Source organism: Asticcacaulis sp., from assembly GCF_051956075.1.
In the GTDB taxonomy this organism is placed as follows: domain Bacteria; phylum Pseudomonadota; class Alphaproteobacteria; order Caulobacterales; family Caulobacteraceae; genus Asticcacaulis.
The window spans coordinates 20,294-46,411 of record NZ_JBQCGA010000047.1 but is presented as its reverse complement, the minus strand read 5'-3'; the positions used below and the strand labels follow the sequence as shown (position 1 = coordinate 46,411).

Here is a 26,118-nt window from a genome sequence, read left to right as displayed (position 1 = left end):
GAGGACGCGAACCATGACGAGGCTGACGCTGATTGCGCAGACTTCCGATCCGGCGCCCGGCGCAAAACCGGGCGGCGAGGGTTCGCGGACTCCGCGACTGACGCTTATTCCGGGGAGCAGGGTGGACAGCGATCCTGACGACATCTTGCTGGAGCGCATGGCGCGCGGCGACGCCGCCGCGCTGTCAGCCTTCGTGACGCGCAAGACGCCGCGCCTGATGGCGCTGGGGCGGCGCCTGCTCGGCGATTCCGCCGAGGCCGAGGACGTGGCGCAGGAGACCTTGCTGCGCACCTGGAAACAGGCGGCGGACTGGCAGCCGGGCAAGGCGCGCATCGACACCTGGATGCACCGGGTGGCGCTCAACCTGTGTTACGACCGCCTTCGCCGCCGTCGCGACACGGTGCGGACCGAGGATGTCGAGATCGTCGATTCCGCGCCCGGCCCGTCGGCGCGGCTGGAGCAGGCGCAAGCCGCAAAACGCCTGCAGGGCGCGCTGAACCGACTGCCGGAACGGCAGAAGGTTGCGGTGACTCTGTGTTATTACCAGGAGTTGTCAAATATTGACGCCGCGAAACTTATGGGCGTCAGTATCGAGGCGCTGGAGAGTCTGCTGGCGCGGGCGCGGCGCGGACTGAAGGACTTGATGCAGGGCGATAACAGTGTTACCGCCCCTGTGACTCAAAAAAAACGGACCCGTCCCCAAGGGGCAGACGCCAAAGGGCGGGAGGTGTAAGATGAACGAGCGTATGGATGAAACCCGGTTTGCGGAGATCGTGTCCGCCTATGGCGCGCAGGCGCGGCGCTGGCCGGAGGCCGAGCGCGCCCAGGCGCTGATCTTCGCGCGCGATCACGCCGACGCGGCGGAGCGCCTGCTGGTCGGCGCGCGCGAGGTCGATGATCTGCTCGATATGCTGGCGGAAGAGCCAGCGACCGGGCAGGCGGATCAGGCGGCGGAAATGCGCATCCTGTCGGGCCTGCTGCCCATGCTGGAATCGAACGGAGGCGGCGATAATATCGTGGCTTTCCGTCCCCGCCGCCGTCACGGTTCGGCGCAGCCCTGGCTGTGGACCGGCGTGGGGCTGGCCGCCTGTGTGGCGGGCGCCGTGGTCGGCGCGCATTTAAGCCTGATGAGCATTGGCGATCTGCGCGCCCAGACCGTTCTGGCGCAGGTGCAGATCATCGACGGAGACAGCAATTGATCAGCGGGCGGTGGAAATGGATTCTGGGCGTCTCTGTGGCGCTCAACCTGTTCCTGCTGGCGGCGGTCGGCGGCGGCGGCTACGTGATCCATCAGAACATGAAGCACTACCAGAGGGCGATGCGCGGCGTGAACGCCTGGCGCGCGGCGGTCAAGGAACTGACGCCGCAGGAGCGCGACCAGGTGTTCGGTCTGCTCAAATCAGCCAGTCTGGCGGGTGAGGACGATATGGGCAAGGCGCGCAGCCTGCGCGTTCAGGCCACGGCGGCGATGAGCCGGACGCCTTACGATGCGGCCCAGGTCGCCGTCCTGTCCGAACAGGCGCGCAACGCCGAGGACAGCGCGCGCTGCAAGATCGAGAACGCGCTGATCCTGGGCATGAAGACGATGTCGCCCAAGGAGCGCGCCTTTATCTCGACCAAGATCATGCGCCCGTCCTTGCGTTTCAGCCGCCTCGGTCACCCGACGCCGCCGCCGAAGGGTCAGGCCGCGCCGCAAACAGCGGAAACCGCCGCGCAAGTCTCGAAATAACAGGCTCAGGCGGCGCTGGCGACGCGCCCGCCGCCGGATGTCTCGCCCGGTTGACCCGCGCCTTGGTCGGGTTGGCGGATCGGCAGAATGACCTGCGCCGTCGTGCCTTCGCCCGGCGCGCTGTCGATCTCGAAGCGACCATGGTGCATCTCGATCAGCGACTTGGTCAGGGCCAGGCCCAGCCCCGTGCCTTCGCGGGTCTTGGAGAACTGGTTTTCGATCTGCTCGAACGGCTTGGCCAGACGTTTCAAGTCCTTTTCGGCGATGCCGATGCCGGTGTCGGCGACGCTGATATGGACATTGTTCTCGGTGGCGACGGCGGAGATGGTGATCGACCCGCCGTGCGGCGTGAACTTGACCGCATTGGTCAGGAGATTGAGCAGGATCTGTTTCAACGCCCGGAAATCGGCGGCGATGTCGGGCAGGTGCGGCAGGTGGACGCGGATTTTCAGACCGGCCTTTTCGGCGCGCTGACGGATCAGGCGCAGCGTGTCCTCGACCACCTCGTCGATAGCGACCGGCTCAAGACGCAGGGTCAGCTTGCCCGCCTCGATCTTGGACATGTCGAGAATGTCGTTGATCAGCGACAGAAGGTGCTGGCCGGAGCTTAGGATGTCGCCCGCATATTCGCGGTAGCGGTCGTGGCCCAGCGGCCCGAACATTTCCGACGCCATGATCTCGGAGAAGCCGTTGATGGCGTTAAGGGGCGTGCGCAGTTCGTGGCTCATATTGGCCAGGAATTCGCTCTTGGCGTGGTTGGCGGCCTCGGCGCGCAGCTTTTCGATCTCGTACTTGCGCGCCAGCACCATCTGCTGCTGGCGGCTGTGCTCCAGCTTCTCGACCAGGGCCTGCAACTGTTCCTCGTTGCGGCGGCTGGTCTCCTCCTGCAGCTTGACGGCGGTGATGTCCACGGCGGTCAGCACGGCGCCGCCCTCGGCGGTGCGGCCTTCGGCGATCTGCACCCAGCGCCCGTTGTTCAGCTCGGCCTCGGTGACGCCGTCGCGGTCCTGCGCCGGGAACTGGCGGCGGATGGCGATCTGCATCACCTGATCGATCAGCTCGCGCTGCGCCCCGGCCTGCAAAAAGCGCGGATCGACGGCGAAGGTCTCGCCGAAGGTCGTGTTCCACATCAGAAGCCGCCCGCGCCGGTCCCACAGCACGAAGGCGTCCGACACCGAATTGATGGCGTCGCGCAGGCGGACCTCGGCGCGCTGGGCGCGCAACTGGGCGATGCGCTCCTCCGAGACGTCGAGCGCCACCCCGCTCAGACGGGTGAAGCCGCGCTCGGCGTCGCCGCTGACCGACTGGCCGCGCGCATCGACCCAGAGCGGACGCGCGTCCTGGCCGGCGGCGGGACGGGGATTGACGCGGAAGGAGACGTCGAACACGCCCTTGCGCCGCGCCGCGTCCAGCGCCTTGATCACCTCGTTGCGCTGTTCGGGAGCGATGCGCTCCAGCACCTCGGCGGTGGTGGCGACGCCGCCGCCGCCCCAGCCGAACATGGCGCCGGTCACGTCGGACATATAGACCAGGCCCTGCTCCAGATCCCAGTCCCAGATGCCGCAACGCGCCGATTCGACCGCCAGCCGGTAGCGCTGTTCATTGGCCTGAAACTGTAGCGCGTCGTCGCGGTTCTTGCGCGCCTGAATGAAGAGCAAAAGGCCGAACAGGAGGCCGATCACCAGCGGGCAGCCGACAAAGAAGATGGCGCGCGTCAGATCGGCGGACGGCGAATAAAAGCGTTTGCTGGGCGTGGCGCGCACCAGCAACAGGCCGTCGTCGTCGAGCGCGTCGCCCGTTTCGCGTACGGCGGCGATCTTGAGGAAGCCGCCTTCGGACAGGGCGCCCTGAATCAGATTGTGCGAATCGGCGCGGGCGCGAAGCTGGCTGTAGCTGACGGCGAGGGCGTCCTTGAGCGATTGCCCCAGAAGGCTCTCGTCCGAAGCTTCGACGATCACGCCGTCGCGGTTGACGAGTGCGCTAATCGTGGCGTCGCCGGGCGCGGCCAGACTGTTGTTCAGGCGGGCGACGATCGTGGTCTGATGGTCGCCGTGCAGCGCCAGATAAGGGCGCGGCGTCGGGATCAGGCGCGAGGCGACGGTAACGAGGTCGAGAGGCCGGTCTGCGGCCTGGGCCGCCGACGCCACCAGTTCGGCGTCGTCGGCGCCGCTTTGCGCCACGACGCCTTTCGGGCCGAGTATCGTCACCGCGCTGAACTGGCCGCGCGCCAGCTTCATGGCGGTTTCGGCGGCGCTTAAAGGTTGGTCGCGCTGCGCCGTGAGCTGCGCCTGCGCCGCCTCCAGCGCCAGTCGCGAAGCGGTCAGGCGCGTATCGAGCTGGGCGGCGCGCAACTGGGCGTCGCTGAGCAGGGCGCGGCCCTCATGGTCCTTATCGGCGGAGATGCTGTTGCCCAGTTGCAGGGTGGAAAGACCGGCGAAGAGGGCCAGGCCCAGCGACAGGCTGAGCGCGCCGACGCGAATCCATGGCGGCATGGCCATGGCGACCTGATAGCTGGCGGCGATGGAGAAGGCGGAGGATTTGCGTCCGAAAGGGGGGCGTCCCTTCAGGGGCTGGCCGGTCTGCGCGGCGTCGGCGTCGCCGCCGGGCTTATTGTGTCGCGCTTTGGCCACAGGCTGTCCCAAACTGATTCGTGCTTAACGGATAGGGTAAACGCCGGGTTAATCTATTGTCGAGAGTCTTAAGCCTTTATAAACCGCTTTAATCGCGGCCATTGCTTACGCCTCGTTGTCATCGTCCATATCGCCGCCGCCGGAGGCGCGGCGCTGCGGGCGGTTGGGCGGCTGGTGATCCTCGCTCCAGCCCTCGCGCCGCTCAGGTCCGTTATAGTTGCGGTCCTGTTTGCGGCGTCGATCCGGGCCGAAATAGTTGCCGGTCTTGATGAAGGGACGCGGATTGTCGATCACCGCCGCCACCTTGCGGCGCAGCTCCAGCGCGGTCACCGGCTTGCAGCAGAATTCATTGGCGCCCGCGTCGCGCGCCTGCTCGACGTGCGAGCGCTCGGAGTGCGCAGTCAGCATGATCACCGGCACATAGCGGTTGGGGCTGTCGGACGAATTGCGCAAGAGTTTGATGAAGTCGATGCCGTCCAGCACCTCCATCTGATAGTCGGTGATGACGATGTCGATGGCGTCGTGCTTGAGGCTGTGCAGCCCTTCGGTGGCGTCGCGCGATTCGAAGATGTGCTTGGCGCCGAAGCCGCGCAGGATCGTCTTGACGATGTTGATCATGTGGGCGTTGTCGTCCACGATCAAAAAACGAACGCGCTCAAGGGTGGCCACACTTGTCTCCTGAGAGCGGGCGACGCGGCGGAAAACGCCGGCGCCGCCCGAACCTTTCGCAAATCTAAACGCCCTATGGCTTATGAAGGGTTAAGATCGCGCCCTGCGGTTGCGGACCTTTTGTCGCAGGGCGCCGTTATCTCAGTCCTCCAGCGCCTTCGCGCTCAGCTCCAGCACGTTCTTTGACAGGCCGGGCGCGTTGCGGATGCGAGTCAGGGCGGCCTGCATCGCCTCGCGCCACGGCGATTCGTAGATGCGGAAGCGGCTCAGGGGTTCAACCAGTCGCGCCGCCGTCATCGGATTGAAGGCGTCCACCATCAGCACCTGTTCGACCAGCAGGTCGTAGCCGGAGCCGTCTTCGGCGTGGAAGGCGGCGGGGTTGCCCGCAAAGGCCTGCACCACGGCGCGCCAGCGGTTCGGCGTCTTCGGATCGAAATCGGGATGCTGCGTCAGGCGCCGCGCCCGCGTGCGCGTCTGCTGCGGGTCGGCATTGGGCGTTCCGGCTTGCAGGGCGAACCATTTGTCGATCACCAGCGGTTCAGTCTTGAAGCGCTCATAGAAGGCGGCCAGAGCCGTGTCGAACGCTTCGGGTTCGGCATAGGCCAGGGCCGAAAGGCCGCCGATCATGTCGGTCATAGTGTCGGCAGCGCCGACATGCGCCTGCGCCATGGCCAGCCGTTCGGGACGGTCGGGGGCGGCGCTATAACCGGCCATGATCAGGTCGAGCAGGGCGTTGCGCAAGCTCCGCTGACCGGCGGCGCGCGCGTCGGGACTGAAGCTGTTGGGCAGGGGGATGGCGGCGTAGGTCGCGCGCAAGATCGGATCGAGCTGTTGCGACAGCGCCGCCTTGAGCGCCTGCCGGTTGTGATGCAGGGCCTGCGGATTCACCGGCGTTTTCGCCTGCGCCAGATCGGATTCGCTGGGCAGGGCCAGCATCAGCGCCTGGAAGGCGGGCTCCAGCGCGTCATCGTTCAGGCAGGCTTGCAGCGCGTCGCCGAAGCGGGGGGCGTGGGTCAGGTCGCCTGACAGGATCAGGTCGCGCGCCAGACCTTGCGCCGCCTCCCAGCGATTGAACGGGTCGGGATCGCCTTTCATGCGCGCAAAGGCGGCGTCGGGGTCTTCCTTGAGGCTGAGAATGACCGGCGCCGAAAAATGGCGCAGGGCCGATAGCACCGGCGGCTCGGCGACGTCATGCAGGGTCAGGACGGCCTCTGCGTCGCGCAGCACATAGAGGGCTTCGGTCAGGCTCTCGCCGTCCAGCGTAAAGCCTTGCGCTTCGCCGTCGGCATTGAGCAGGCCGAAACGCACCGGGATCGGAACCGTCGTCTTGTCCGGTTGCCCCGGCGTCGGCGCGGTCGCCTGTGTCAGGGTCAAGCTCAGGGTTTTAGCGCTCGCATCATAGGCGGGGGCGATGTGCAGGCGCGGCGTGCCCGCCTGGGTGTACCAGGTCAGCCAGGGCTTGAAGCTCTCGCCGGTGACGGCTTCGAAACTGGCGAGGAAGTCTTCCAGAGTCGCCGCCGTGCCGTCATTGGCGGCGAAATAGTGATCGAGCGCCTTGCGATAGGTTTCGGGGCCGACATAGGTTTTCAGCATACCGACAATTTCCGCGCCCTTTTCATAGATGGTCGCGGTGTAGAAGTTGTCGATCTTCAGATACGAAGACGGGCGCACCGGATGGGCGAGGGGGCCGGAATCCTCGGCGAACTGGCGCGCGCGCAAAGCCTTGACGTCCTTGATGCGGGCAACGGCGTGGCCGCGCTGATCGCCGGAAAAGCCCTGATCGCGGAAGACGGTCAGGCCTTCTTTCAGGCAGAGCTGGAACCAGTCGCGGCAGGTGACGCGGTTGCCCGACCAGTTATGGAAATATTCGTGCGCAATCACGCTTTCGATGCGCTCATAATCAGCGTCGGTCGCGGTCTGCGGATCGGCCAGCAGCAAGGAGGCGTTGAAGATGTTGAGGCCCTTGTTTTCCATGGCGCCGAAATTGAAGTCGCGCACGGCCACGATCATGAACAGGTCGAGATCGTATTCGCGGCCATAGGCTTCCTCGTCCCAGCGCATCGAGCGTTTCAGCGCGTCCATGGCGTAGGCGGCGCGATCGCGCATGCCGGTATCGACGTAGATTTTCAGATCGACCGTGCGACCCGTCATGGTGACGAAGCTGTCCTCGAACACGTCGAGATCGCCTGCGACGAGGGCGAACAGGTAGCAGGGCTTGAAAAACGGGTCTTCCCACTGGGCGAAATGGCGACCGTTATCGAGATCGCCGCGTTCGATCAGATTGCCGTTGGACAGGAGGTGCGGGAAACCGGCCTTGGGCGCCTCGATGCGCACGCGGTAGGTGCTCAAGGCGTCCGGGCGGTCGAAACTGTAGGTGATCTTGCGGAACCCTTCCGCCTCGCACTGGGTGCAGAAACGCCCGGAGGACATGTAGAGCCCTTCCAGCGTTGTGTTGTTCGACGGGTCGATTTCGACCTTGGTTTCCAGCGTAAAGGCGTCGGGAACCTCGGCTATGCTCAGGGTCTCGTCGGTCACAGCGTAGGCGTCGGGAGACAGGAGGCGCCCGTCGAGCGCGACCGAGATCAGTTTCAGCCGCTCGCCCATCAGCACCAGCGGCGCATCCTTCGCGCCCTGACGTTCGACGCTCAGCTTCGCCTTCACCCGCGTCTGCGTCGGGTGCAGGTCGAAGCTCAGCTCGGTGGACGGGATACGAAAATCGGGGGCGCGGTAATCAATAAGGCGGATAGGTTGAGGCGTGTCGGTGCGCATGATCGGTCCTTAAATCGGCTTCCTGTCCGATTTAGGCGTCATGGACGGCCTGCGCCACCCCCAAATGGCAAGATTCAGGACTTGATTTACTATTTAATGTAGCTACAATAAATTATGGAAATCGTTTATGACGAAGCGAAACGCAGGCTCAATATCACCAAGCATGGTTATGATTTCGCCGATCTGGACGCTGAATTTTTTCTGTCCTCCCTTGTGATTCCAGCGCATTCGGATCGTTACATGGCCATCGGCGAATTCAAAGGCAAGGTCATTATTGCGGTCGTGTTCGCGCCGCTGGGGTCGGAGGCGATTTCCGTTATCTCCATGCGCTCCGCCAGCCGCAAGGAAAGGATGATCTTATGATGAAGAAGATACATGTGATCAGCGACGCTGAAGAAGCGCGCATTCAGGCCGCTATCGCGGCGGACCCTGATGCGCCGGAAGCCAGCAATGAAGATTTGGCGCGCGCGCGCCCCTTTGCGGACGCCTTCCCGCAACTGGCGGAAAGCGCCCGTCGCAGGGGGCGACCGGCGGTTGCGGAGGCCAAGCAATTGATCAGTTTGCGTCTTGACGCCGAAGTTATCCGCCGTCTGCGCGCCACGGGACGGGGCTGGCAGAGCCGCGTCAATGATACGCTGAAAAAGGCTGTCGGTCTGGACCCGTCCTGATCCTTAAACCCCGACCTTCGCCTTGGGGCTGGCGGCGGCGAGGCCGTCATTGTCCACGGCGCGGCAAAGCTGGTCGGCGCGTTTGAGCAGGGCGATCAGTTCGTCGTCGAGATCGGCGTTGTTGCGGCCATAGCCGACCATGTCGCGCGCCAGCTTGAGCAGTTTCGGCGCGGTGGCGATCAGGCGAGCCTGCATTTCGATCAGGTGCGGGTCGCGCTCATATTCGGCGCCCGGCACGCGCCAGCCGCCCCAGTCGTTCTCATCGGTGACGATGACCGGATAGGTGCCGGGGAACGGATGGTGGGCGCTTTCTTCGGGCGTCTGCCACTTGTTGCGCGCCCGCATCAGCCGCCAGTGCGCGGCCTGAGTCTCAAAAGCGTCGGTGTCTCGCGTCTCGCCTTCGCTCTCGGCGATCAGCTCCTCGGCGGCGAAATCGCGGCCCAGTCCGCAGTCATAGGTCACGCGCACAGGTTCGGAAAAGCCCTTGACCCAGACCGGATTGACCCGGTCGATGACGGCCCAGGTGCCGACAGGTTCGACATAGACGCGCTGGTGGCGATGAAAGGCGGCTTTGGCCATGGTTTCTACCCTGAAAATTCTGACAGGTCGTGAGCAGAACCTTATACGGGAAAAGGTTTAATAATTCGCCTTGCGCGATATTGCGGCGCGTTTCGTGAAGTTTTTTGCATTGAAGCGTAGTCATAAGTTTTTGAAATTTATTGTTATAGCGCTACCATGTTTCGCTCGAAACCATCCTTTTTCTTGCGGCGCACAAAGAAATGCCGCTAAGTCATCGCCATAAAAAACAACAACCGGCCACACCTGAAGACCTGTTCGTCGCCGGACACGACTCTGTTTGTTCTGGCGACGGTTTGACGGCAGCGAACTCCGGTGTGGCGATCGCCTTGGGTAAACCGGAGTTACGCGAATGACCGATGCTGTCCTCGATCACGTCAGACGAGACGTCGCCTTGCTGGAGGCCAATCTGTACGAGGCTGTGCAGGAATTCGGCCGGGCTGAAATCCTGACCAAGATCGAGGCGCTGAAGCATGACGATTTCGATTTCGGCTCCTTAAGCGAGTCCGAGGCGGCGCACGCGGCGCGCATCATGACCTGCGCCTCGGCGCTCAATGTCATCGCCGAGGACGTCGGCCAGCTTGGCCAGGTCGATACGTTTGAGGCCAGCGACGGCGACATGCAGCCGATCGGCCTGGTCAACGCCGTGCGCTCGGCGCAGGGCGAGGGGGTAAGCCCTGCCGAGATCGAGCAGATTCTTGACGGCATTCTGGCCTCGCCGGTCTTCACCGCCCACCCGACCGAGATGCGCCGCGCCAGCGTTGTCAATCGCGAATACGAGATCACCCAGCTTTTGCAGGCCCACGAAAAGGCGACCTCTCCCGTGGAGAAGGCGTCGCTGGAGGAGGAGCTGTATCGCGCGGTCGCGCTTTTGTACAATACGCGCCTGCACCGTCCCGAACGCATTACGGTGATGGACGAGATCAACAATACGCTGAGCGCGGTCAATCGCTCGGTGCTGCCGGCCTTGCTGACGCTGTACGGCGAATGGGGCCGCGATATTCCTTTGTCCGGTTCGCTGCCGAACGTGCTCAAGCTCGGCTCATGGATCGGCGGCGACCGCGACGGCCACCCGCATGTCGATGACACTACGCTCAACTACGCCTTCAAGGAGCAGGCGCGGCTGATCTTCGCCTTCTATGCGCAGCAGCTCGACAGGCTGGACAGCGAACTGACCCTGTCGGAGGAGCTGTCGCCGGTCAGCGATGGCGTGATCGAGCTGGCGCGCAAGGCGCACAGCGCCGATATCCACCGCGCCGACGAGCCGTATCGCCGCGCCATCGCCTGGATCAAGGCGCGTCTGGCCGCGACGCAGAACGTGCTGCTGGGCGTCGAGGAGCGCCGCAATGTCGCCGCGCCTGCGCATTATGAGCGCGTGCGCACCTTTATCCGCGACCTCAACACCTTACGCGATTCGCTGGTCGCGCATGGCGGCAAGCGGCTGATCGGGCGCACCTTACGCACCCTGATCCAGTTGGCGCGTTCGTGCGGCTTTCACCTTCTGTCGCTCGACCTGCGCCAGAATTCCGACGTGCATGAGCGCGTGATCGCCGAGCTGTTCACCCATTCGCCGGACCTTGTGGACTATCTGTCCCTGTCGGAATCCGAGCGCATTTCGGTGCTGCTGGCCGAGCTGAAGAACGACCGCATCCTGCGCTGGGAGTTCGCCAACTATACCGAGGAGACGCACCGCGAACTGCGCATCGTCGATGCGGCGGCGCAGATCGTGCGCCTGTACGGCTCCGAAGCCTTCGGCGCCTATGTCATCTCCAAGGCGTCGTCGGTGTCGGACATCTTAGAACCGCTGGTGCTGATGAAGCAGGCGGGGCTGGTCAAGGGCGGGCCGCAGCCGCACACCATGATCCGCATCTCGCCGCTGTTCGAAACCATTGGCGATCTGGAGGCGGCGCCGGACATCATGAAGCGCTGGCTGGGCCTGCCCGCCATCCGCTCGCTGATGGGGCGTCCGGCGGTACAGGAGGTCATGCTTGGCTATTCGGACTCCAACAAGGACGGCGGCTACACCTCGTCCAGATGGTCGTTGCACAAGGCGTCCAAGGCGGTCAAGGCGGTGTGCAATGAGGCGGGCGTATCCTTGCGCCTGTTCCACGGGCGCGGCGGCAGCGTCGGGCGCGGCGGCGGCCCCTCCTTCGCCGCCATACTGGCCCAGCCCGAAGGCACGGTCGGCGGCCAGATCCGCGTCACCGAACAGGGCGAGATGATCGCGCGCAAGTTCGGCAACGCCACCCTGGCGCACAAGACGCTCGACACCTTTGCCGCGGCGACCTTCCTGGCCTCCGTGCCGCCGCGCCCCGGCGCGCCGGAGACGGCGGAGGCGCAGATGGAGGCGCGGTTCGCGCCGGTCATGGACCAGATCCACGAAGCGTCGTTCAAAGCCTATCGCGGCCTTGTCTATGACGATCCGCACTTCCTCGACTTCTTTCACGACGTCACCCCGGTCAATGAGATTTCCGATCTCAAGATCGGCTCGCGTCCGGCGTCGCGCACGTCGTCGGGCAAGATCGAAGACCTGCGCGCCATTCCGTGGGTGTTTTCGTGGATTCAGACGCGCCTGTTCCTGCCGGGCTGGTACGGCTTTGCGGCGGCGGCGCGCGAGCTGAAGATCGACGATAAGACCTTGCAGGCCATGCTGGACTGGGACTTCTTCGACGTCTTTCTGGCCAATATGGAGATGGCGCTGGCCTCGTGCGACATGGAGCTGGCGAAAGCCTATGCCGGTCTGGCGCGCGATCAGGCGCAGGCGATGCGCATCTTCGAGACCATCCGTTTCGAGTTCGAGGACACGGTGGCGCTGATCAAACGCATCCGCAAGGCCGACAGCCTGATGTCCACGCAAAGCGGTTTGCGCGTCTCCATCGAACGCGCGCGGCCCTTGCTGCGCAGCCTGAACCGCTTGCAGGTCTATCTGATGGCGCAGCGCCGTCAGGGCAATCAGCACAAGCTGGTCAAGCTGGCCCTGCAACTGACGGTCAACGGCATTGCGTCGGGCCTGCGCAATACGGGATGAGGCTGCTTGTCTGCGGCGCTCTTGTCTTTCGCGCTTCGCATGGCCTATAGGACCGTACGGGGCGCGAAAAATCGCCTCGCGCCGTCCTCGCCGCCAACTTCATGATTGACCTTGCATGGAACAGGGGTTATGACAGCGCTGTCATACTATAAGCCCTGTTCAAGGGGCAAAACAGTCCGGGAATGAAACAGTCTATGTCGTCCAAAAACGCCTCCTCTGGCGCGCGCCAGCAAGTTTTCGTCCTCGTCGGCGGCACCGGCGATCTGGCCATGCGCATGTTGTGGCCGTCCCTGGCCATGCTGGATCAGGACGGCTTCCTGAGCGACGATTTGCGCATCATTTCGGTCGCGCGCGAGGATTGCGGCACCGAGGTCTGCGTCGATCGGATCGGCGAGGCGGTGAAGAAGCGCATCGGCAAGGATCTCGAAGACTCGACCCTGCCGCGTTTCCGCAAACGCATCGTGCACGTCGCGCTCGACGCCGCGCACGACGACTGGGGCGCCAAGCTCAAGGCCGAGCTGGGCGACGTCGCGGGTCTCGACATCGTCTTCTTCCTGTCGGTGTCGCCGTCGCTGTTCAAGCCGATCTGCGAACATATCGTCAAGGCGGGCCTGAACCATGCGCCCAACCGCGTGGTGATCGAAAAGCCGATCGGGCGCGATCTGGAAACCTCGAAAGTCATTAACGATTCGGTCGGTCATGCGTTCGAGGAATCGCGCATCTTCCGCATCGACCACTATCTCGGCAAGGAGACGGTGCAGAACCTGATCGCGCTGCGCTTCGGCAATACCGTGTTCGAGCCCTTGTGGAACGCGCAGTCGATCGACCACGTTCAGATCAGCATTTCCGAAACCGTCGGCACCGGCGAGCGCCTCGGCTATTACGACGAGTACGGCGCTGTGCGCGACATGCTGCAAAACCACCTGTTGCAGCTCCTGTGCCTGATCGCCATGGAGCCGCCCGCCAACCTGTCGTCGGACGCCCTGCGCGACGAAAAGGTCAAGGTGCTGCGCAGCCTGAAGCCGATGGACGATGTGCTGCACAAGACGGCGCGCGGCCAGTACGGCCCCGGCTTCGCCGATGGCGAGCGCGTCAAGGGCTATGAGGCCGAGAAGGGCTCGCCCTCCGACACCGAAACCTATGTTGCGGTCAAGGCCGAGATCGCCAACTGGCGCTGGGCCGAAACGCCGTTCTATCTGCGCACCGGCAAGTGCCTGCCGTCGCGCACCACCGAAATCGTCATCCAGTTCAAGCCGGTGCCGCACTCGATCTTCGGCGCCGAGACGCGCCCGAACCGCATGGTCATCCGTCTGCAACCGGATGAAGACATCAAGCTGACCCTGATGAATAAGGCGCCGGGCCTGACCGCCGAGGGAACGCATTTGCAGGCCCTCGACCTCAGCCTGTCGCTGGCCTCGGCCTTCAATGGCAACGGCGACAAGCCGCCGCGCCGCCGCATCGCCTATGAGCGCCTGATCCTCGACGCGCTCAACGGCAATAATGCGCAGTTCGTGCGCCGCGACGAGGTCGAAGCCGCGTGGATCTATGTCGATGGCATCGTGCAGCGCTGGAAAGAGGTCGGCATGAAGCCGCAGATCTATCAGGCGGGCACGGTCGGGCCGGTGTCGGCCTATACGCTGATGGACCGCGACGGGCGCATGTGGAATGACTGAGGCGGCGCAAAAGATCGCGGATCTGACGCCCAGCGTGCGCGTGCTGAGCTTCGCCGACAAGGCCGAGGCGGGCGCCTATGTCGCCGACCAGATCGCTGAAGCATTGCAACAGGCGCTCGACGAACGCGGGCAGGCGGTGTGGATCGGCTGCGGCGGCACGACGCCAAAGCCTGTCTATGAGCGGCTGAACGAGGCCGTGCTGGACTGGTCGCAGATCACTCTGGCCCAGGTCGATGAGCGCTGGGTGCCGACCGACAGCCCCGATTCCAACACCCGCATGATGCGCGAGGCGCTGACGCCCGCCATCGACGCCGGGTTGACGCTGGAGAGCCTGACTCAGGACATTCACGATCAGCAGCATTGCGCCGACAAGGCTGAGGCGATCCTCTACGATCTCGGCGGCGGCAAGGCGCCGGTGTTCGATTTCGCCCTGCTCGGCATGGGGCCGGATGGCCACTACGCCTCGATCTTCCCGCAGCATCCGATCAATGCCGAGGTCTATGACAGCCCGCGCCTCGTCCTGCCGGTGGCGGCAAGCGACGGGTCGATCGAGCCGAAACTGCCGCGCATCACGCTGACGGTCTCGTGTATCAATGCCAGTCGCAGGATTGTGTTCTTCATCACCAGCCAGACCAAGCTGGATGTGCTAAACTCTATGGCGCGCGATACGAACCCTTATACGTCGCCGATCGGCGCCTTTCTGGCGCAATGCCCTGTTCCCGTTGATTTCGTCTGGACCGCCTAAATGACTGACTTGCATCCTGTTCTCGCCAAGGTCACGCAACGCATTATCGAGCGTTCCAAACCGACGCGCGCGCAGTTCATGGCCCGCGCCGACCGCTACAAGGCCGATGAGCCGCGCCGCAAGAAGCTGTCCTGCGCCAACTACGCCCACGTCGTCGCGGCCTCGTCGGAAAACGACAAGTTGCAGGCCGCGCTCGACGCCGTGCCCAATCTCGGCATTGTCACCGCCTATAATGACATGCTGTCGGCGCACCAGCCGTATCACGACTATCCTGAGAAGATTCGCGGCTATGCGCGTAAGGTAGGCGCCACTTCGCAGGTCGCGGGCGGCGTGCCGGCCATGTGCGACGGCGTGACGCAAGGCCGTCCCGGCATGGAGCTGTCGCTGTTTTCGCGCGACGTGATCGCGATGGGGACCGCCATCGCCCTCAGCCACGACGCCTTCGATGCGGCCTTGATGCTCGGCATCTGCGACAAGATCGTGCCGGGCCTCGTCATCGGCGCCCTGTCGTTCGCGCACCTGCCGGTGATCTTCGTGCCGTCCGGGCCGATGAGTTCAGGCCTGCCGAACCCGGAAAAGGCCAAGATTCGCACGATGTACGCGCTGGGCGAGGTTGGCCGCGACGCGCTGCTGGCCGCCGAAATGGCGTCCTATCACGCGGCGGGCACCTGCACCTTCTACGGCACGGCCAATTCCAACCAGATGCTGATGGAGATGATGGGGCTGCACGTTCCGGGCGCGGCTTTCGTGCATCCGTCAACGCCGCTGCGCGACGCCCTGACCCAGGCCGCCGTCGAGCGCGCGGCGAAGACGGCGGAAAACTCCAAAGACCCGCATCGCCTGGCCGATGTCCTGAGCGAAAAGGCCTTCGTCAACGGCGTGATCGGTCTGATGGCCACCGGCGGTTCGACCAATCACGCCCTGCACCTGCCCGCCATGGCGCGCGCGGCGGGGGTCATCCTGACCTGGGAAGATATGAACGACCTGTCGGCGATCACGCCGCTGCTGGCGCGCGTCTATCCGAACGGTTCGGCGGACGTCAACCACTTCCACGCGGCGGGCGGCATCGGCTTCGTGATCCGCGAACTGCTGGCGGCGGGCCTCCTGCATGAGGATGTCGAGACGGTCTGGGGGCATGGTCTGTCCCTCTACGCCAGGGAGCCGGTGCTGGAGAACGGCGCGCTGATCTGGCGCGACCTGCCCGCCAACAGCCTCGATGAGGCGGTGCTGCGGCCTGCGTCCAACCCGTTCCAGCCCGAAGGCGGTTTGCGCGAATGCACGGGCAATCTCGGCCACGCCATCGTCAAGGTGTCGGCGGTCAAGCCGGAGCATCAGGTGGTTGAGGCGCCGTGCGTGGTGTTCGACGATCAGGACGACTTCCTGGCCGCCTTCAAGGCGAAAGACCTGCCGGAAGGCGATTTTATTTGCGTTGTGCGCTTCCAGGGGCCAAAGGCCAATGGCATGCCGGAACTGCATTCGCTGACGCCGTCCCTGTCCTCCTTCCTCGATGCGGGCCGTAAGGTGGCGCTGGTGACGGACGGGCGCATGTCGGGCGCGTCGGGCAAGGTGCCGGCGATGATCCACCTGACGCCGGAAGCTCTGGACGGCGGACCGATCGCGCGGCTGAAGACCGGCGACGTCCTGCGCGTCGATTGCGAAAAAGGGACTTTAGACTACCTCGGAGATGCCACCGAGTTCGCCAACAGAACAGACGCGGAGCGGCCAGCAGAAGCCGACGGCGTGGGACGGGAACTTTTTGCGCACATGCGTCGGCAGGTAGGCCCTGCCGATCAGGGCGGCGCAGTATTTTGGTAGGGATATGACAGCGCATCTTAAAAGCGGCTCCGTCACCGGCGCCGCGATCCGGGGGCTGGTCGGAGACATTGGCGGCACCAATGCCCGCTTCGCCATCGCCGAACGCAAAGACGGCAAGACAAAACTGGCGCATTTCAAGTCGCTGGAGACGGCCGATCACGCCGACTTCTATGCGGCCCTGACGGCCTATTTCGAGCAGATCGGCGAAAAGCCGGGCTTCGACTACGCCTGCGTCGCGGTCGCCGGTCCTGTCAAGGACGGGGCGATCAAGTTCACCAATCTCGACTGGGAGGTGCGCGAGGATCGTCTGGCGCAGGTCGCAGGCGCCAAGACGGCGAAGCTGATCAACGACTATGCAGCGCTGGCCTATTGTCTGCCGCATCTGGCGGAGTCGGACACCAAGACCATCGGCCCGGTGAAGACCGGCTTTGGCGACGTTCACGCCGTCATGGGCGCAGGCACGGGCTTTGGCGCCTCGGTGCTGGTCGGCGGGCCTTACGGGCCGTACTGCCTGTCCACCGAGTCGGGCCATATCTCGTTTGCGCCGGTCAATGATTACGAAACCGAGATGCTGCGCTTCCTGCGCCGCAAACATGGCCGCGTCACGGTCGAGATGATGCTGTCCGGCCCCGGCCTCGTGAACCTCTATCAGGCGATTTCGTCTATTCGCGGCGAGGTCGCCGAAGACCTGACCCCGGCCCAGATCACCCATCTGGAGGGCGAGGACGCGCAGGGCTGCCGCTATACGGTCGAGGCCTTTCTCGACATCCTGGCCAGCGTGTGCGGCGATCTGGCGCTGGCGCACGGCGCGACCTCCGGCATGTTCATCGCGGGCGGCATCGCGCCGCGCCTGATCAAGCACATTGACGAGCTGCGCTTCCGCGCCCGCATGGAGGCCAAGGCGCCTCTGGCCGGGCTGGTGGCGTCGATCCCATCCAGCATCATCATCCACCCCTACGCCGCTTTGCTCGGCTCGGCCAATGCCTTAACCGAGCATCAGATTTTAGCCTGAGGCCTCTTATCCTCCCCTGCGAAGCGGGGGAGGTGGCGAGCCTGTCGAGCCGGAGGGGGCTTTCTCCTCGCCGGTATTGCCCCCTCCGTCACGGACGAGCCGTGACACCTCCCCCGCTTCGCAGGGGAGGATAAGCAGATTGAGGACAACGCCATGAGCACCCATCCCGATATCGAAAAGTTCATGACCATGGGGCCGGTGTTGCCGGTCATGGTGATCCCGTCGCTCGATCAGGCCCTGCCGCTGGCGGACGCGCTGCTGGCGGGCGGCATCCGGGTGCTGGAAATCACCCTGCGCACCGACTGCGCGCTCGACGCGATCAAGCTGATCGCCAAGGAGCGCCCCGACGCCGTGGTCGGCGCCGGTACGGTGCTGACGCCGAAGGACGCCGAAAAGGCGGCCAAGGCCGGGGCGAAATTCCTCGTCTCGCCGGGCCTGACCAAGACTCTGGCGCATCAGGACGCCCTGCCGCTGCTGCCGGGCGTGGCGACCTCGTCCGAGGTGATGAAGGCGCTGGAATGGGGCTTTACCCACCTGAAATTCTTCCCGGCGGTCCCGGCGGGCGGCGTCCCTTACCTGAAGGGCATTGGCGGTCCGCTGCCGCAGGCGAAGTTCTGCCCGACCGGCGGCGTGTCGGAAAAGAACGCCGCCGACTTCCTGGCGCTGAAGAACGTCCTGTGCGTCGGCGGCTCGTGGGTCGCGCCGGAAAAGGCGATGGCCGAGGGCAATTGGGCCGAGATCACCCGCCTGTCCGCTGAGGCGGTGGCAAGCTTCGGCAAGAAGGGCTGATCGAGGCGGCTGTGGTCCTGCGGACAACAGCAGGACACGACTTTGCCTAAGTGACTGAAAACACGCCCTGATTGCGGTTGACAAAGCTGTCATGGAAGCGGCAGTTAGTCGGACCAATTTCGGGTGCGCGCGCGAGTCGCATCGCGCGCGCCTTTAAGTCAGGGCGGTGTCCGAGTGACGCAGAATACGGGTTCAGGCCAGCGCGGGACGCTCACGCCGACAAACGGCGCCGTCTCGACCATCAATGACGTGGCGCGGCTGGCGGGCGTGTCGATCAAGACCGTGTCGCGCGTCATGAACAATGAGCCGAACGTGCGCGAGGAGACGCGCAGCAAGGTCAAGGAGGCGGCGGCGCTGCTGCACTATCGCCCCAACCTTTTGGCGCGCTCGCTGGCCGGATCGCGCTCCTTTCTGATTGGACTTTTGTACGACAACCCGTCCTCCAGCTATGTGATCGACACTCAGGAAGGCGTGATCCGCCGCTGCCGTCTGGGCGGCTATCACGTCCTGTCCGAGCCGCAGGACAGCCTGGCGCCGGACCTTGGCCGCGCCATAGCCAGCCTGCTGGCCACCATCCGGCTGGATGGCGTGATCCTGACCCCGCCGTTGTGCGATATGGGGCAGGTGCTGGACGCCGTCGAGGCGGCGGGCGTGCCGTATGTGCGGGTGACGCCGACCACTTTTGCGGGGCGCTCGGCCTATGTCGATATGGACGACGTGCAGGCGGCTTATGACATGACGCGCTACCTGCTCGACCGCGGCCATCGCGACATCGGCTTCGTGCGCGGCCATCCCGAACACGGCTCGTCGCATCGTCGCTATGAAGGCTATCAGCGCGCCATGAAGGAGGCGGGGCTGACGCCGCGCCCGAACCATATTGCGCAAGGCTATAACAGTTTCGCGTCCGGGCAGGCGGCGGCGAAGTCCCTGTTCGCCGACGCAGGCGACTTGCCCAGCGCCGTCTTCGCCAGCAATGACGACATGGCCTTCGGCGTCATGGCCTACGCCCAGCAGCACGGCGTGCGGGTGCCCGATCAGGTGTCGGTGGTCGGCTTTGACGACAATCCCGGCGCCATGATCATCTGGCCGCACCTGACCACCATCCGCCAGCCGGTCGCCGATCTGGCCTACGCCGCCGCCGACATCCTTCTGTCGCGCGCCGATGCGGGCGAGGGCGTCGCCCTGCGCGATGCGGCGCGACTTCTGCCGTTCGAATTGGTGCGACGCGAGTCAGACCGCGAATTGCGCTGACGGCGTAAAAAAAGCCCGATGAACCGCAAGGTCCATCGGGTTTAAAGGCCAGTGCCTTCCAAACAATGCCACATTTAAGAAGGCGCTTTAAAATCGCCAGACGTTCCGGGTCATGAAAAAGGGAAAGAAACCCGATCCGTCCGAACAGCGATTTTAAACACAAACCCAACGCGACGGATCGCGTCAGGAAACAGGGTAGACTGTCTTTAAGCCAATCTGACAACGCTGTCAAATAAATAATAAAGTAAAAACGTCATTGGCGGCAAATCCAACTGTGGCAGCGCTCCCAAAGCCTTATGCGGCTTGACGCTGCGTGATAGCGCTGTCAATGAGAAGGGATGCGCCGCCCGTATGGTGGCGGTCTGTGGCGCCTCGTGTTACAGACATAAAAAAAATAAATGTTGTGGAAGAACGCAAGGATAGCCCATGTCCGTCACGCACTCCGGCGCGCGCCGTCGCCATTCGTCCTGTCTGAAAGTCCTACTTGGCGCAGGCGTCGCCCTGGCCGTCCTGAGCGCAGGCGCAGCCGACGCCAGGGTCGCGCACAAGCCGCACAAGGTTGCGCACAAGACGGCGCACAAGAGCGCAAAAAAGTCCGACATCATCCCGGTCGATCCAGCCTGGCCGAAGCTGGCGCCCGCCGGTCTCGTCGATCCGGCGACGGAAAAGCGCATCACCGACATCATGGCCAAGATGACGCTGGAGGAGAAGGTCGGACAGACCATTCAGGCCGACATCAATTTCATCAAGCCCGAAGACCTGGCGAAATACCCGATCGGCTCGATTCTGGCGGGCGGCAATTCCTCGCCCGGCGGCAATGAGCGCGCGACGCCCGACCAATGGCTGCAACTGGCCGACGATTACTGGCGCGGCGCGGCGGCGCGGCCCACCAAGGCGCCGATCCCGCTGCTGTTCGGCATCGACGCCGTGCATGGCCATTCCAACCTCGTCGGCGCGGTCATCTTCCCGCACAATGTCGGCCTCGGCGCCGCGCACGATCCCGACCTGATTCAGAAGATCGGCGAGGTCACCGCCGACGAAATGTCGCTGGCGGGCGTGGACTGGACCTTCGCCCCGACCGTGGCGGTGGCGCGCGACAAGCGCTGGGGCCGCGCCTATGAAAGCTATTCGGAAAACCCCGCCGACGTCGCCGCCTATGCGGGCCGCATGGTCGAGGGGCTGCAAGGCGTGGACGGCGGCAAGGACGGCATAAAGCCCGGCCATATCATATCCTCGGCCAAGCACTTCCTCGGCGACGGCGGCACCGAGGGCGGTAAGGATCAGGGTGACGCCGAGATGAGCGAGGCCGATCTGGCCCGCATTCACGGCGCCGGTTATCCGCCCGCGATTCAGGCGGGCGTCCTGTCGGTCATGGTGTCCTTCTCGTCATGGAACGGCAAGAAGATGACCGGCAACAAGGAACTGATCACCGGCGCGCTCAAGCAGCGCATGCACTTCGACGGCTTCGCCATCACCGACTGGAACGCGCAGGGCCAGGTGCCGGGCTGCAACAACGGCGATTGCCCGGCGGCGATGAACGCCGGGATCGACATGTTCATGGCGCCCGACGAATGGAAGGCTATGTATGAGAATACGCTCAAAGAGGTGAAGTCGGGCGTGATCCCCAAGGCGCGCCTCGATGACGCCGTGCGCCGCATCCTGCGCGCCAAGATCAAGGGCGGCCTGTTCGACCGCGCCGCGCCCAAGGACCGCGCCATTGCGGGCCATTGGGAGAATCTCGGCTCGCCCGAACACCGCGCCGTGGCGCGGCAGGCGGTGCGCGAATCGCTGGTGCTGATCAAGAACGAGAACCACGCCCTGCCGCTGAAGCCGACGGGCCATATCCTCGTCACCGGCGACGGCGCCGACAATATCGGCAAGCAGTGCGGCGGCTGGACGATCACCTGGCAGGGGACGGGCAACAAGAATTCCGACTTCCCGCACGGCGAGTCCATCTATCAGGGGGTCAAGGAAACGGTCGAGGCCGCGGGCGGCTCCGCCGAGGTCAGCACGGACGGCAGCTACAAGCAGCGCCCCGACGCCGCCATTGTCGTGATCGGCGAAGACCCTTACGCGGAATTCCAGGGCGACCGCGCCAACCTTGTCTATAAGCCGGGCGACACATCCGAGCTGGACATGATCCAGAAGCTCAAGGCGCAGGGCATTCCGGTGGTGATCGTGTTCGAATCGGGCCGCCCCTTGTGGACCAATCCCTATATCAACGCCGCCGACGCCTTTGTCGAAGCCTGGCTGCCCGGCACCGAGGGCGGCGGGATCGCCGACGTGCTGATCGGCGACGCCAATGGCCAGCCGCGCCATGACTTCAAGGGCAAGCTGACCTTTTCCTGGCCGAAAAAGGGCAATCAGGGGCCGCTCAATGTCGGCACGGAGGGCTACGATCCCTTATTCGCCTACGGCTACGGCCTGACCTATGAGGATGTCGGCGATGTGCCGCATCTGTCGGAAGATTCCGGCGTCAGCCTCGACGACGTGGTCAATGTCGATGACTATTTCGATGCGGGCCGGGTGAAAGCCCCATGGCGGCTGTATCTGGCCGACGACAAGGGCCAGACACAGGGCGACCGCGACGCCTTTTCCAGCCCCGGCGGGGTGGTGTCGCAAACCGCGGTTGACGCCGGCAAGCAGGAGGCGGGTCGCTCGCTGGTCTTCAACGGACAGGGACATGGCGAGGCGGTGTTCAGCGCGCTCAAGCCGGTCGATCTGTCGCGTCAGCAGGGCGGCAAGATGACGATTTCGGTCACCTATCGCCTGGATAAGCCGCTGCAAGGCCCGGTCATGCTGGGTATGGGGACGGACGCAGGCCATGAACACGCGCTCGATGTCTCGTCTGTGCTGTCCGCGCCGATAGGGCAATGGAAGACGCTGAAGGTCACGCTCGACTGCATGGCGAATGCCGGCGTGGACATGAAAAATGTCGGCGCCGCCTTCAGCCTGTCGTCGGACAAGCCTCTGTCGATCAGCTATTCGGCGGTCAAGCTGGCCTCCGACGAAGGCGACGCGGTCTGCCCGGCGAAATAACCCCTCCCCCTTATGCCTCCCCATCTTTGATGGGGAGGGGGACCGCACGAGGCCGCGCAGCGGCTGAGATGTGGTGGTGGGGTATCTTCAGCTTCCCCCTACGAACAAAAAAAAGAGCCGCCCGAAGGCGGCTCAGTTAACAGGGAGGAAACGCCCAGGAATGGGCACGTCAGCGGAAAAAACATCGCCGACAGGAACAATCTATATTGCAGTGCAGCGAACCGCAAGTTTTTCTTCCAAATCCGGTGTTCAAACCATGTTACGAGGTTTGTTATCGCTTGTGATGCAAAATCATGAAAGCCGTTGCCAAATGCGCCATCTCATGCCATTTGTACGATAATTAACCGCAATTCAGCGGAACGCATAAGTGGGGAAACATGCCAAATCTGGCTGCGCTGCTGCCCAAGGGCAATTTTTTATCCAATCTCGATGTCTGGATCGTGCTGTTCTACGCGGTGTCGATCTTCGTGCTGGCGCAGGTGGTGTCGCGCCGCAAGTCCACCGAGGCCGTGACCTCAAAGGGCTATTTTCTGGCCGGTAACGACCTGCCGTGGTGGGCCATCGGCGCCTCGCTGATCGCCGCCAACATCTCCGCCGAGCAGATCATCGGCATGTCCGGCTCAGGCTACCGCATCGGTCTGGCCATCGCCTCGTATGAGTGGATGGCGGCGATCACCCTGATCATCGTCGGCAAGTGGTTCCTGCCGGTCTTCCTGCGCAATGGCGTCATGACCATGCCGGGCTTTCTGCATCAGCGCTTCGGCCCCAGCGTCAAATACCTGATGGCGATCTTCTGGCTGATCCTCTACGTCTTCGTCAACCTGACCTCGATCCTGTGGCTGGGCGGCACGGCGGTGACGACCGTGACCGGCCTTGACACCCTGACGGTGCTGATCGGCCTCGGCGTCTTCGCCCTGCTGTACCAGATCTCCGGCGGCCTCAAGGCCGTGGCCCTGACCGACATCGTGCAGGTGACCCTGCTGGTGCTGGGCGGTCTGGTCATTGCGGGCCTGACCTTAAGCAAGATCGGCGAGGCGGGCGGCATTGCAGGCGGATTCAACCATCTCCTGACGCGCTATCCCGAACACTTCCAGATGATCCTCGGCAAGGACAGCCCCTTCTATAAAGACCTGCCCGGCATCGCCGTTCTGGTCGGCGGCCTGTGGATCATGAACATCTCCTACTGGGGCTTCAACCAGTACATCATCCAGCGCGCCCTGGCCGCCAAGAGCGTGTCCGAGGCGCAGAAGGGCATCGCTTTCGCCGCCTATCTGAAGCTGCTGATGCCGGTGCTGGTGGTCATTCCGGGCCTCGCGGCGCTCGTGCTGGCGCCCGACCTGCCCAAGCCCGATCAGGCCTATCCGCACATGATGACCCTGCTGCCGTCGGGTCTGCTGGGCCTCGTCTTCGTCGCCCTGACCTTTGCCGTCATCTCGTCCTCGGCGTCGAAGATCAACTCGATCGCCACCATCTTCACCATCGACATCGTGCAGCCGCTCAAGCCCGGCCTGAGCGAGGCCTCGCTGGTGCTGGTCGGCCGCATCGCCTCGGTGGTCGCGGTGGTCATCGCCATTATCGCCGCCAAGCCGCTGGTCGGCTCGTGCGATCAGGCGTTTCAGTATCTTCAGGACTTCACCGGCTTCTTCACGCCGGGCATTGTGGTGATCTTCGCGCTCGGCATGTTCTGGAAGCGTTGCTCGACCGCCGGGGCCTTCGCAGCGGTAGCGGGCGGCTTTTTGATGTCGTGCTTCTTCTATGTCGCCTCGTACCTGCACAGCCACGACAGCTTCCTCGGCTTCAAGAGCGCCTTCATGGCGCACAGCGTGCCGGACATGCCGTTCATGAACCGCGTCGGCTGGGTGTTCTGGATCGCGCTGGGCCTGTGCGTGCTGGTCTCGCTGGTCGTCCCGAACAAAAAGCCGGTCTCGACCCTGACGCTGGAAGGGGTGTCGTTCAAGACCTCGCCGGTGTTTAACGCCCTGGCCGTCGGCGTCGTCCTGATCCTGATCTTCTTGTACTGGCGCTTCTGGTAAGCAAAGGGGTTGCAACGGCGGGCGTTTTCCATATGGTCGGACAAAACCGAAAATGGGAAACGCCCGCATGTTGAAAGCCGTCACACTCGCCGCCAGCCTCCTGGCGCTCTCCACCCATGCCCTTGCGCAGGATCAGGCGCGCCATATCGCCGTCGATATGAGCGCCGCCAGCGGTCCGCTGGACCGTTTCTACGACCTTAGCGTCGGCTCGGACTATCCGGGCACGCTGTACCGCCCCGACAGCCTTGCGCAGTTGCGCACGGCGGAGAGCGAGCTGGGTTTTCGTTATATCCGCTTTCACGGCATCTTCCATGACGTGCTGGGAACCTACAAGCTCGTTGACGGCAAGCCGGTTTATGACTGGACCAAGATCGACGGCCTCTACGACCAGCTTCTGAGCATGGGGATCAAGCCGTTCGTCGAACTGGGCTTTACGCCCGAAGCGATGAAAACCTCGGACAATTCGATCTTTTACTGGAAGGGCAACACCTCGCATCCCAAGCCGGAGCTGTGGGCCGGTCTGGTGGACGCCTTCGCGCGCCATCTTGAAGACCGTTACGGCGCGGGCGAGGTGCGCACCTGGTATTTCGAGGTGTGGAACGAACCGAACCTGTCCGGCTTCTGGGAGGGCGCCGATCAGGACGCTTACTTTAAACTCTACGACCTGACGTCTCAGACCCTGAAAAAGGTCGATCCTGAGCTTCGCGTCGGCGGTCCGGCCACGGCGGGCGCGGCCTGGGTGCCGGAATTTCTCAATCATGTGAAGGCGTCGGGCGCGCCCGTCGATTTCGTCACCACCCATACCTACGGCGTCGATGGCGGCTTCCTCGACGAAAACGGCCAGTCGGACACCAAGCTGTCGCCGTCGCCGGACGCGATTGTCGGCGATGTGCGCAAGGTGCGCAGCGAGATTTCCGCCTCGCCCTTCCCGAAGCTGCCGCTCTATTTCACCGAATGGTCGACCTCCTACACGCCGCGTGACCCGGTGCATGATTCCTACATTTCCGCCCCTTACATTCTCAGCAAGCTGAAAAAGTCCGAAGGCCTGGTGCAGGGCATGAGCTACTGGACCTATTCGGACCTGTTCGAGGAGCCCGGCCCGCCGACCGCCTCCTTCCAGGGCGGTTTCGGCCTGATGAACCGCGACGGCGTGCGCAAACCCGCCTGGTTCGCCTACAAATATCTCAACGAACTCGGCCCGGTCGCGCTCAAGGACTCTGACGATCAGTCGTGGGTCACGCGCGACGGCGACGACATTCAGGCGCTGATCTTCGACTTCGAGCAGCCGCAGCAGGACAAGAGCAACCGCCCGACCTACACCAAAGACATGCCGACGCATGACGTCGCGCCGGTCGCGCTCAACCTGTCGCACGTCGCGCCGGGCCGCTACATCGTCACCGTCTTCCGCACCGGCTATCGCGCCAATGACGCCTATTCGACCTATATCGACTGGGGCCTGCCCAAAGACCTGAACGCCGAGCAGATCGCCAAATTGCAGGACGAGACGCGCGACATGCCCGAAAAGGTCGCGACCCTGCTGGTCGGCCCCGATGGAAAGGCCAGTTACAGCGTGCCGATGCGCGCCAACGACATCGTGCTGATCAAGCTCGACAAGCTGCCGTAAATCGTCACCGGTCTGACCGGTTTTGGTTGAGACTGCGCGCCGCCTTGCCTAAAAACAAAGGCGAAGGA

At 63.9% G+C, this 26,118-nt stretch carries 19 protein-coding genes; 15 read left to right on the top strand and 4 right to left on the bottom strand.

Features of this window, described 5'->3' with window-relative positions:
* Positions 1 to 13 precede the first annotated feature (13 nt).
* Genes ACTHLA_RS12080 through ACTHLA_RS12070 form a run of 3 tightly spaced genes read left to right on the top strand, consistent with a single transcriptional unit; the run spans position 14 to position 1,729 of the window.
* On the top strand, positions 14 to 733 hold the full coding sequence (locus ACTHLA_RS12080; protein ID WP_440189392.1) for an RNA polymerase sigma factor: 720 nt from the start codon (positions 14 to 16) through the stop codon (positions 731 to 733).
* A gap of 1 nt (position 734) precedes the next feature.
* Complete coding sequence (locus ACTHLA_RS12075; protein WP_440189389.1) at positions 735 to 1,199, top strand: hypothetical protein; 465 nt, start codon at positions 735 to 737, stop codon at positions 1,197 to 1,199.
* The gene (locus ACTHLA_RS12070) at positions 1,196 to 1,729 is read left to right on the top strand and encodes a periplasmic heavy metal sensor (protein WP_440189386.1); all 534 of its coding nucleotides are present in this window, start codon (positions 1,196 to 1,198) and stop codon (positions 1,727 to 1,729) included. Before ACTHLA_RS12075 ends, ACTHLA_RS12070 begins: the two co-directional genes overlap by 4 nt.
* 5 nt (positions 1,730 to 1,734) lie before the next feature.
* Here the strand turns inward: ACTHLA_RS12070 and ACTHLA_RS12065 are convergent, their stop codons facing one another.
* The 3 genes from ACTHLA_RS12065 to pepN all read right to left on the bottom strand — a co-directional run bounded on the left by ACTHLA_RS12065 (position 1,735) and on the right by pepN (position 7,797).
* Positions 1,735 to 4,359: a PAS domain-containing sensor histidine kinase gene (locus ACTHLA_RS12065; RefSeq protein WP_440189384.1), complete on the bottom strand. Its 2,625-nt coding sequence runs from the start codon at positions 4,357 to 4,359 to the stop codon at positions 1,735 to 1,737.
* 105 nt (positions 4,360 to 4,464) lie between these two features.
* Entirely contained in the window at positions 4,465 to 5,028 is a 564-nt protein-coding gene (locus tag ACTHLA_RS12060; protein ID WP_440189381.1) for a response regulator, read from the bottom strand.
* 141 nt (positions 5,029 to 5,169) lie between these two features.
* On the bottom strand, positions 5,170 to 7,797 hold the full coding sequence (pepN, locus tag ACTHLA_RS12055; protein WP_440189378.1) for an aminopeptidase N: 2,628 nt from the start codon (positions 7,795 to 7,797) through the stop codon (positions 5,170 to 5,172).
* 114 nt (positions 7,798 to 7,911) lie between these two features.
* On the opposite strand from pepN, the gene ACTHLA_RS12050 reads away from it, so the two are divergent.
* A complete protein-coding gene (locus ACTHLA_RS12050; RefSeq protein ID WP_440189375.1) occupies positions 7,912 to 8,160 on the top strand; it encodes a BrnT family toxin in 249 nt (82 codons plus the stop codon).
* Positions 8,157 to 8,465: a BrnA antitoxin family protein gene (locus ACTHLA_RS12045; RefSeq protein ID WP_440189372.1), complete on the top strand. Its 309-nt coding sequence runs from the start codon at positions 8,157 to 8,159 to the stop codon at positions 8,463 to 8,465. Before ACTHLA_RS12050 ends, ACTHLA_RS12045 begins: the two co-directional genes overlap by 4 nt.
* Before the next feature lie 3 nt (positions 8,466 to 8,468).
* On the opposite strand, the gene ACTHLA_RS12040 is transcribed toward ACTHLA_RS12045, so the two are convergent.
* Positions 8,469 to 9,044 carry a hypothetical protein gene (locus ACTHLA_RS12040; RefSeq protein ID WP_440189369.1) on the bottom strand — a complete coding sequence of 192 codons (576 nt, stop codon included), beginning with the start codon at positions 9,042 to 9,044 and terminating at the stop codon, positions 8,469 to 8,471.
* Positions 9,045 to 9,393: 349 nt separating this feature from the next.
* Between ACTHLA_RS12040 and ppc the strand changes: the two genes are divergently transcribed.
* The 10 genes from ppc to ACTHLA_RS11990 all read left to right on the top strand — a co-directional run bounded on the left by ppc (position 9,394) and on the right by ACTHLA_RS11990 (position 26,050).
* The gene (gene ppc / locus ACTHLA_RS12035; RefSeq protein ID WP_440189366.1) at positions 9,394 to 12,069 is read left to right on the top strand and encodes a phosphoenolpyruvate carboxylase; all 2,676 of its coding nucleotides are present in this window, start codon (positions 9,394 to 9,396) and stop codon (positions 12,067 to 12,069) included.
* Between the two features lie 194 nt (positions 12,070 to 12,263).
* Positions 12,264 to 13,742: a glucose-6-phosphate dehydrogenase gene (gene zwf / locus ACTHLA_RS12030; RefSeq protein WP_440189363.1), complete on the top strand. Its 1,479-nt coding sequence runs from the start codon at positions 12,264 to 12,266 to the stop codon at positions 13,740 to 13,742.
* Positions 13,735 to 14,487 carry a 6-phosphogluconolactonase gene (gene pgl / locus ACTHLA_RS12025; RefSeq protein ID WP_440189360.1) on the top strand — a complete coding sequence of 251 codons (753 nt, stop codon included), beginning with the start codon at positions 13,735 to 13,737 and terminating at the stop codon, positions 14,485 to 14,487. The genes zwf and pgl overlap by 8 nt, the downstream gene beginning before the upstream one ends.
* Positions 14,488 to 16,302 carry a phosphogluconate dehydratase gene (gene edd / locus ACTHLA_RS12020; protein ID WP_440189357.1) on the top strand — a complete coding sequence of 605 codons (1,815 nt, stop codon included), beginning with the start codon at positions 14,488 to 14,490 and terminating at the stop codon, positions 16,300 to 16,302.
* Positions 16,303 to 16,306: 4 nt separating this feature from the next.
* Entirely contained in the window at positions 16,307 to 17,314 is a 1,008-nt protein-coding gene (gene glk / locus ACTHLA_RS12015) for a glucokinase (protein WP_440189354.1), read from the top strand.
* Between the two features lie 153 nt (positions 17,315 to 17,467).
* A complete protein-coding gene (gene eda / locus ACTHLA_RS12010; RefSeq protein ID WP_440189352.1) occupies positions 17,468 to 18,103 on the top strand; it encodes a bifunctional 4-hydroxy-2-oxoglutarate aldolase/2-dehydro-3-deoxy-phosphogluconate aldolase in 636 nt (211 codons plus the stop codon).
* 174 nt (positions 18,104 to 18,277) lie between these two features.
* Complete coding sequence (locus ACTHLA_RS12005) at positions 18,278 to 19,354, top strand: LacI family DNA-binding transcriptional regulator (RefSeq protein ID WP_440189349.1); 1,077 nt, start codon at positions 18,278 to 18,280, stop codon at positions 19,352 to 19,354.
* 426 nt (positions 19,355 to 19,780) lie between these two features.
* On the top strand, positions 19,781 to 22,393 hold the full coding sequence (locus tag ACTHLA_RS12000; protein ID WP_440189346.1) for a glycoside hydrolase family 3 protein: 2,613 nt from the start codon (positions 19,781 to 19,783) through the stop codon (positions 22,391 to 22,393).
* 377 nt (positions 22,394 to 22,770) lie between these two features.
* On the top strand, positions 22,771 to 24,426 hold the full coding sequence (locus ACTHLA_RS11995) for a sodium:solute symporter family transporter (protein WP_440189343.1): 1,656 nt from the start codon (positions 22,771 to 22,773) through the stop codon (positions 24,424 to 24,426).
* 67 nt (positions 24,427 to 24,493) lie between these two features.
* Positions 24,494 to 26,050 carry a GH39 family glycosyl hydrolase gene (locus ACTHLA_RS11990; protein WP_440189340.1) on the top strand — a complete coding sequence of 519 codons (1,557 nt, stop codon included), beginning with the start codon at positions 24,494 to 24,496 and terminating at the stop codon, positions 26,048 to 26,050.
* Positions 26,051 to 26,118: the final 68 nt, after the last annotated feature.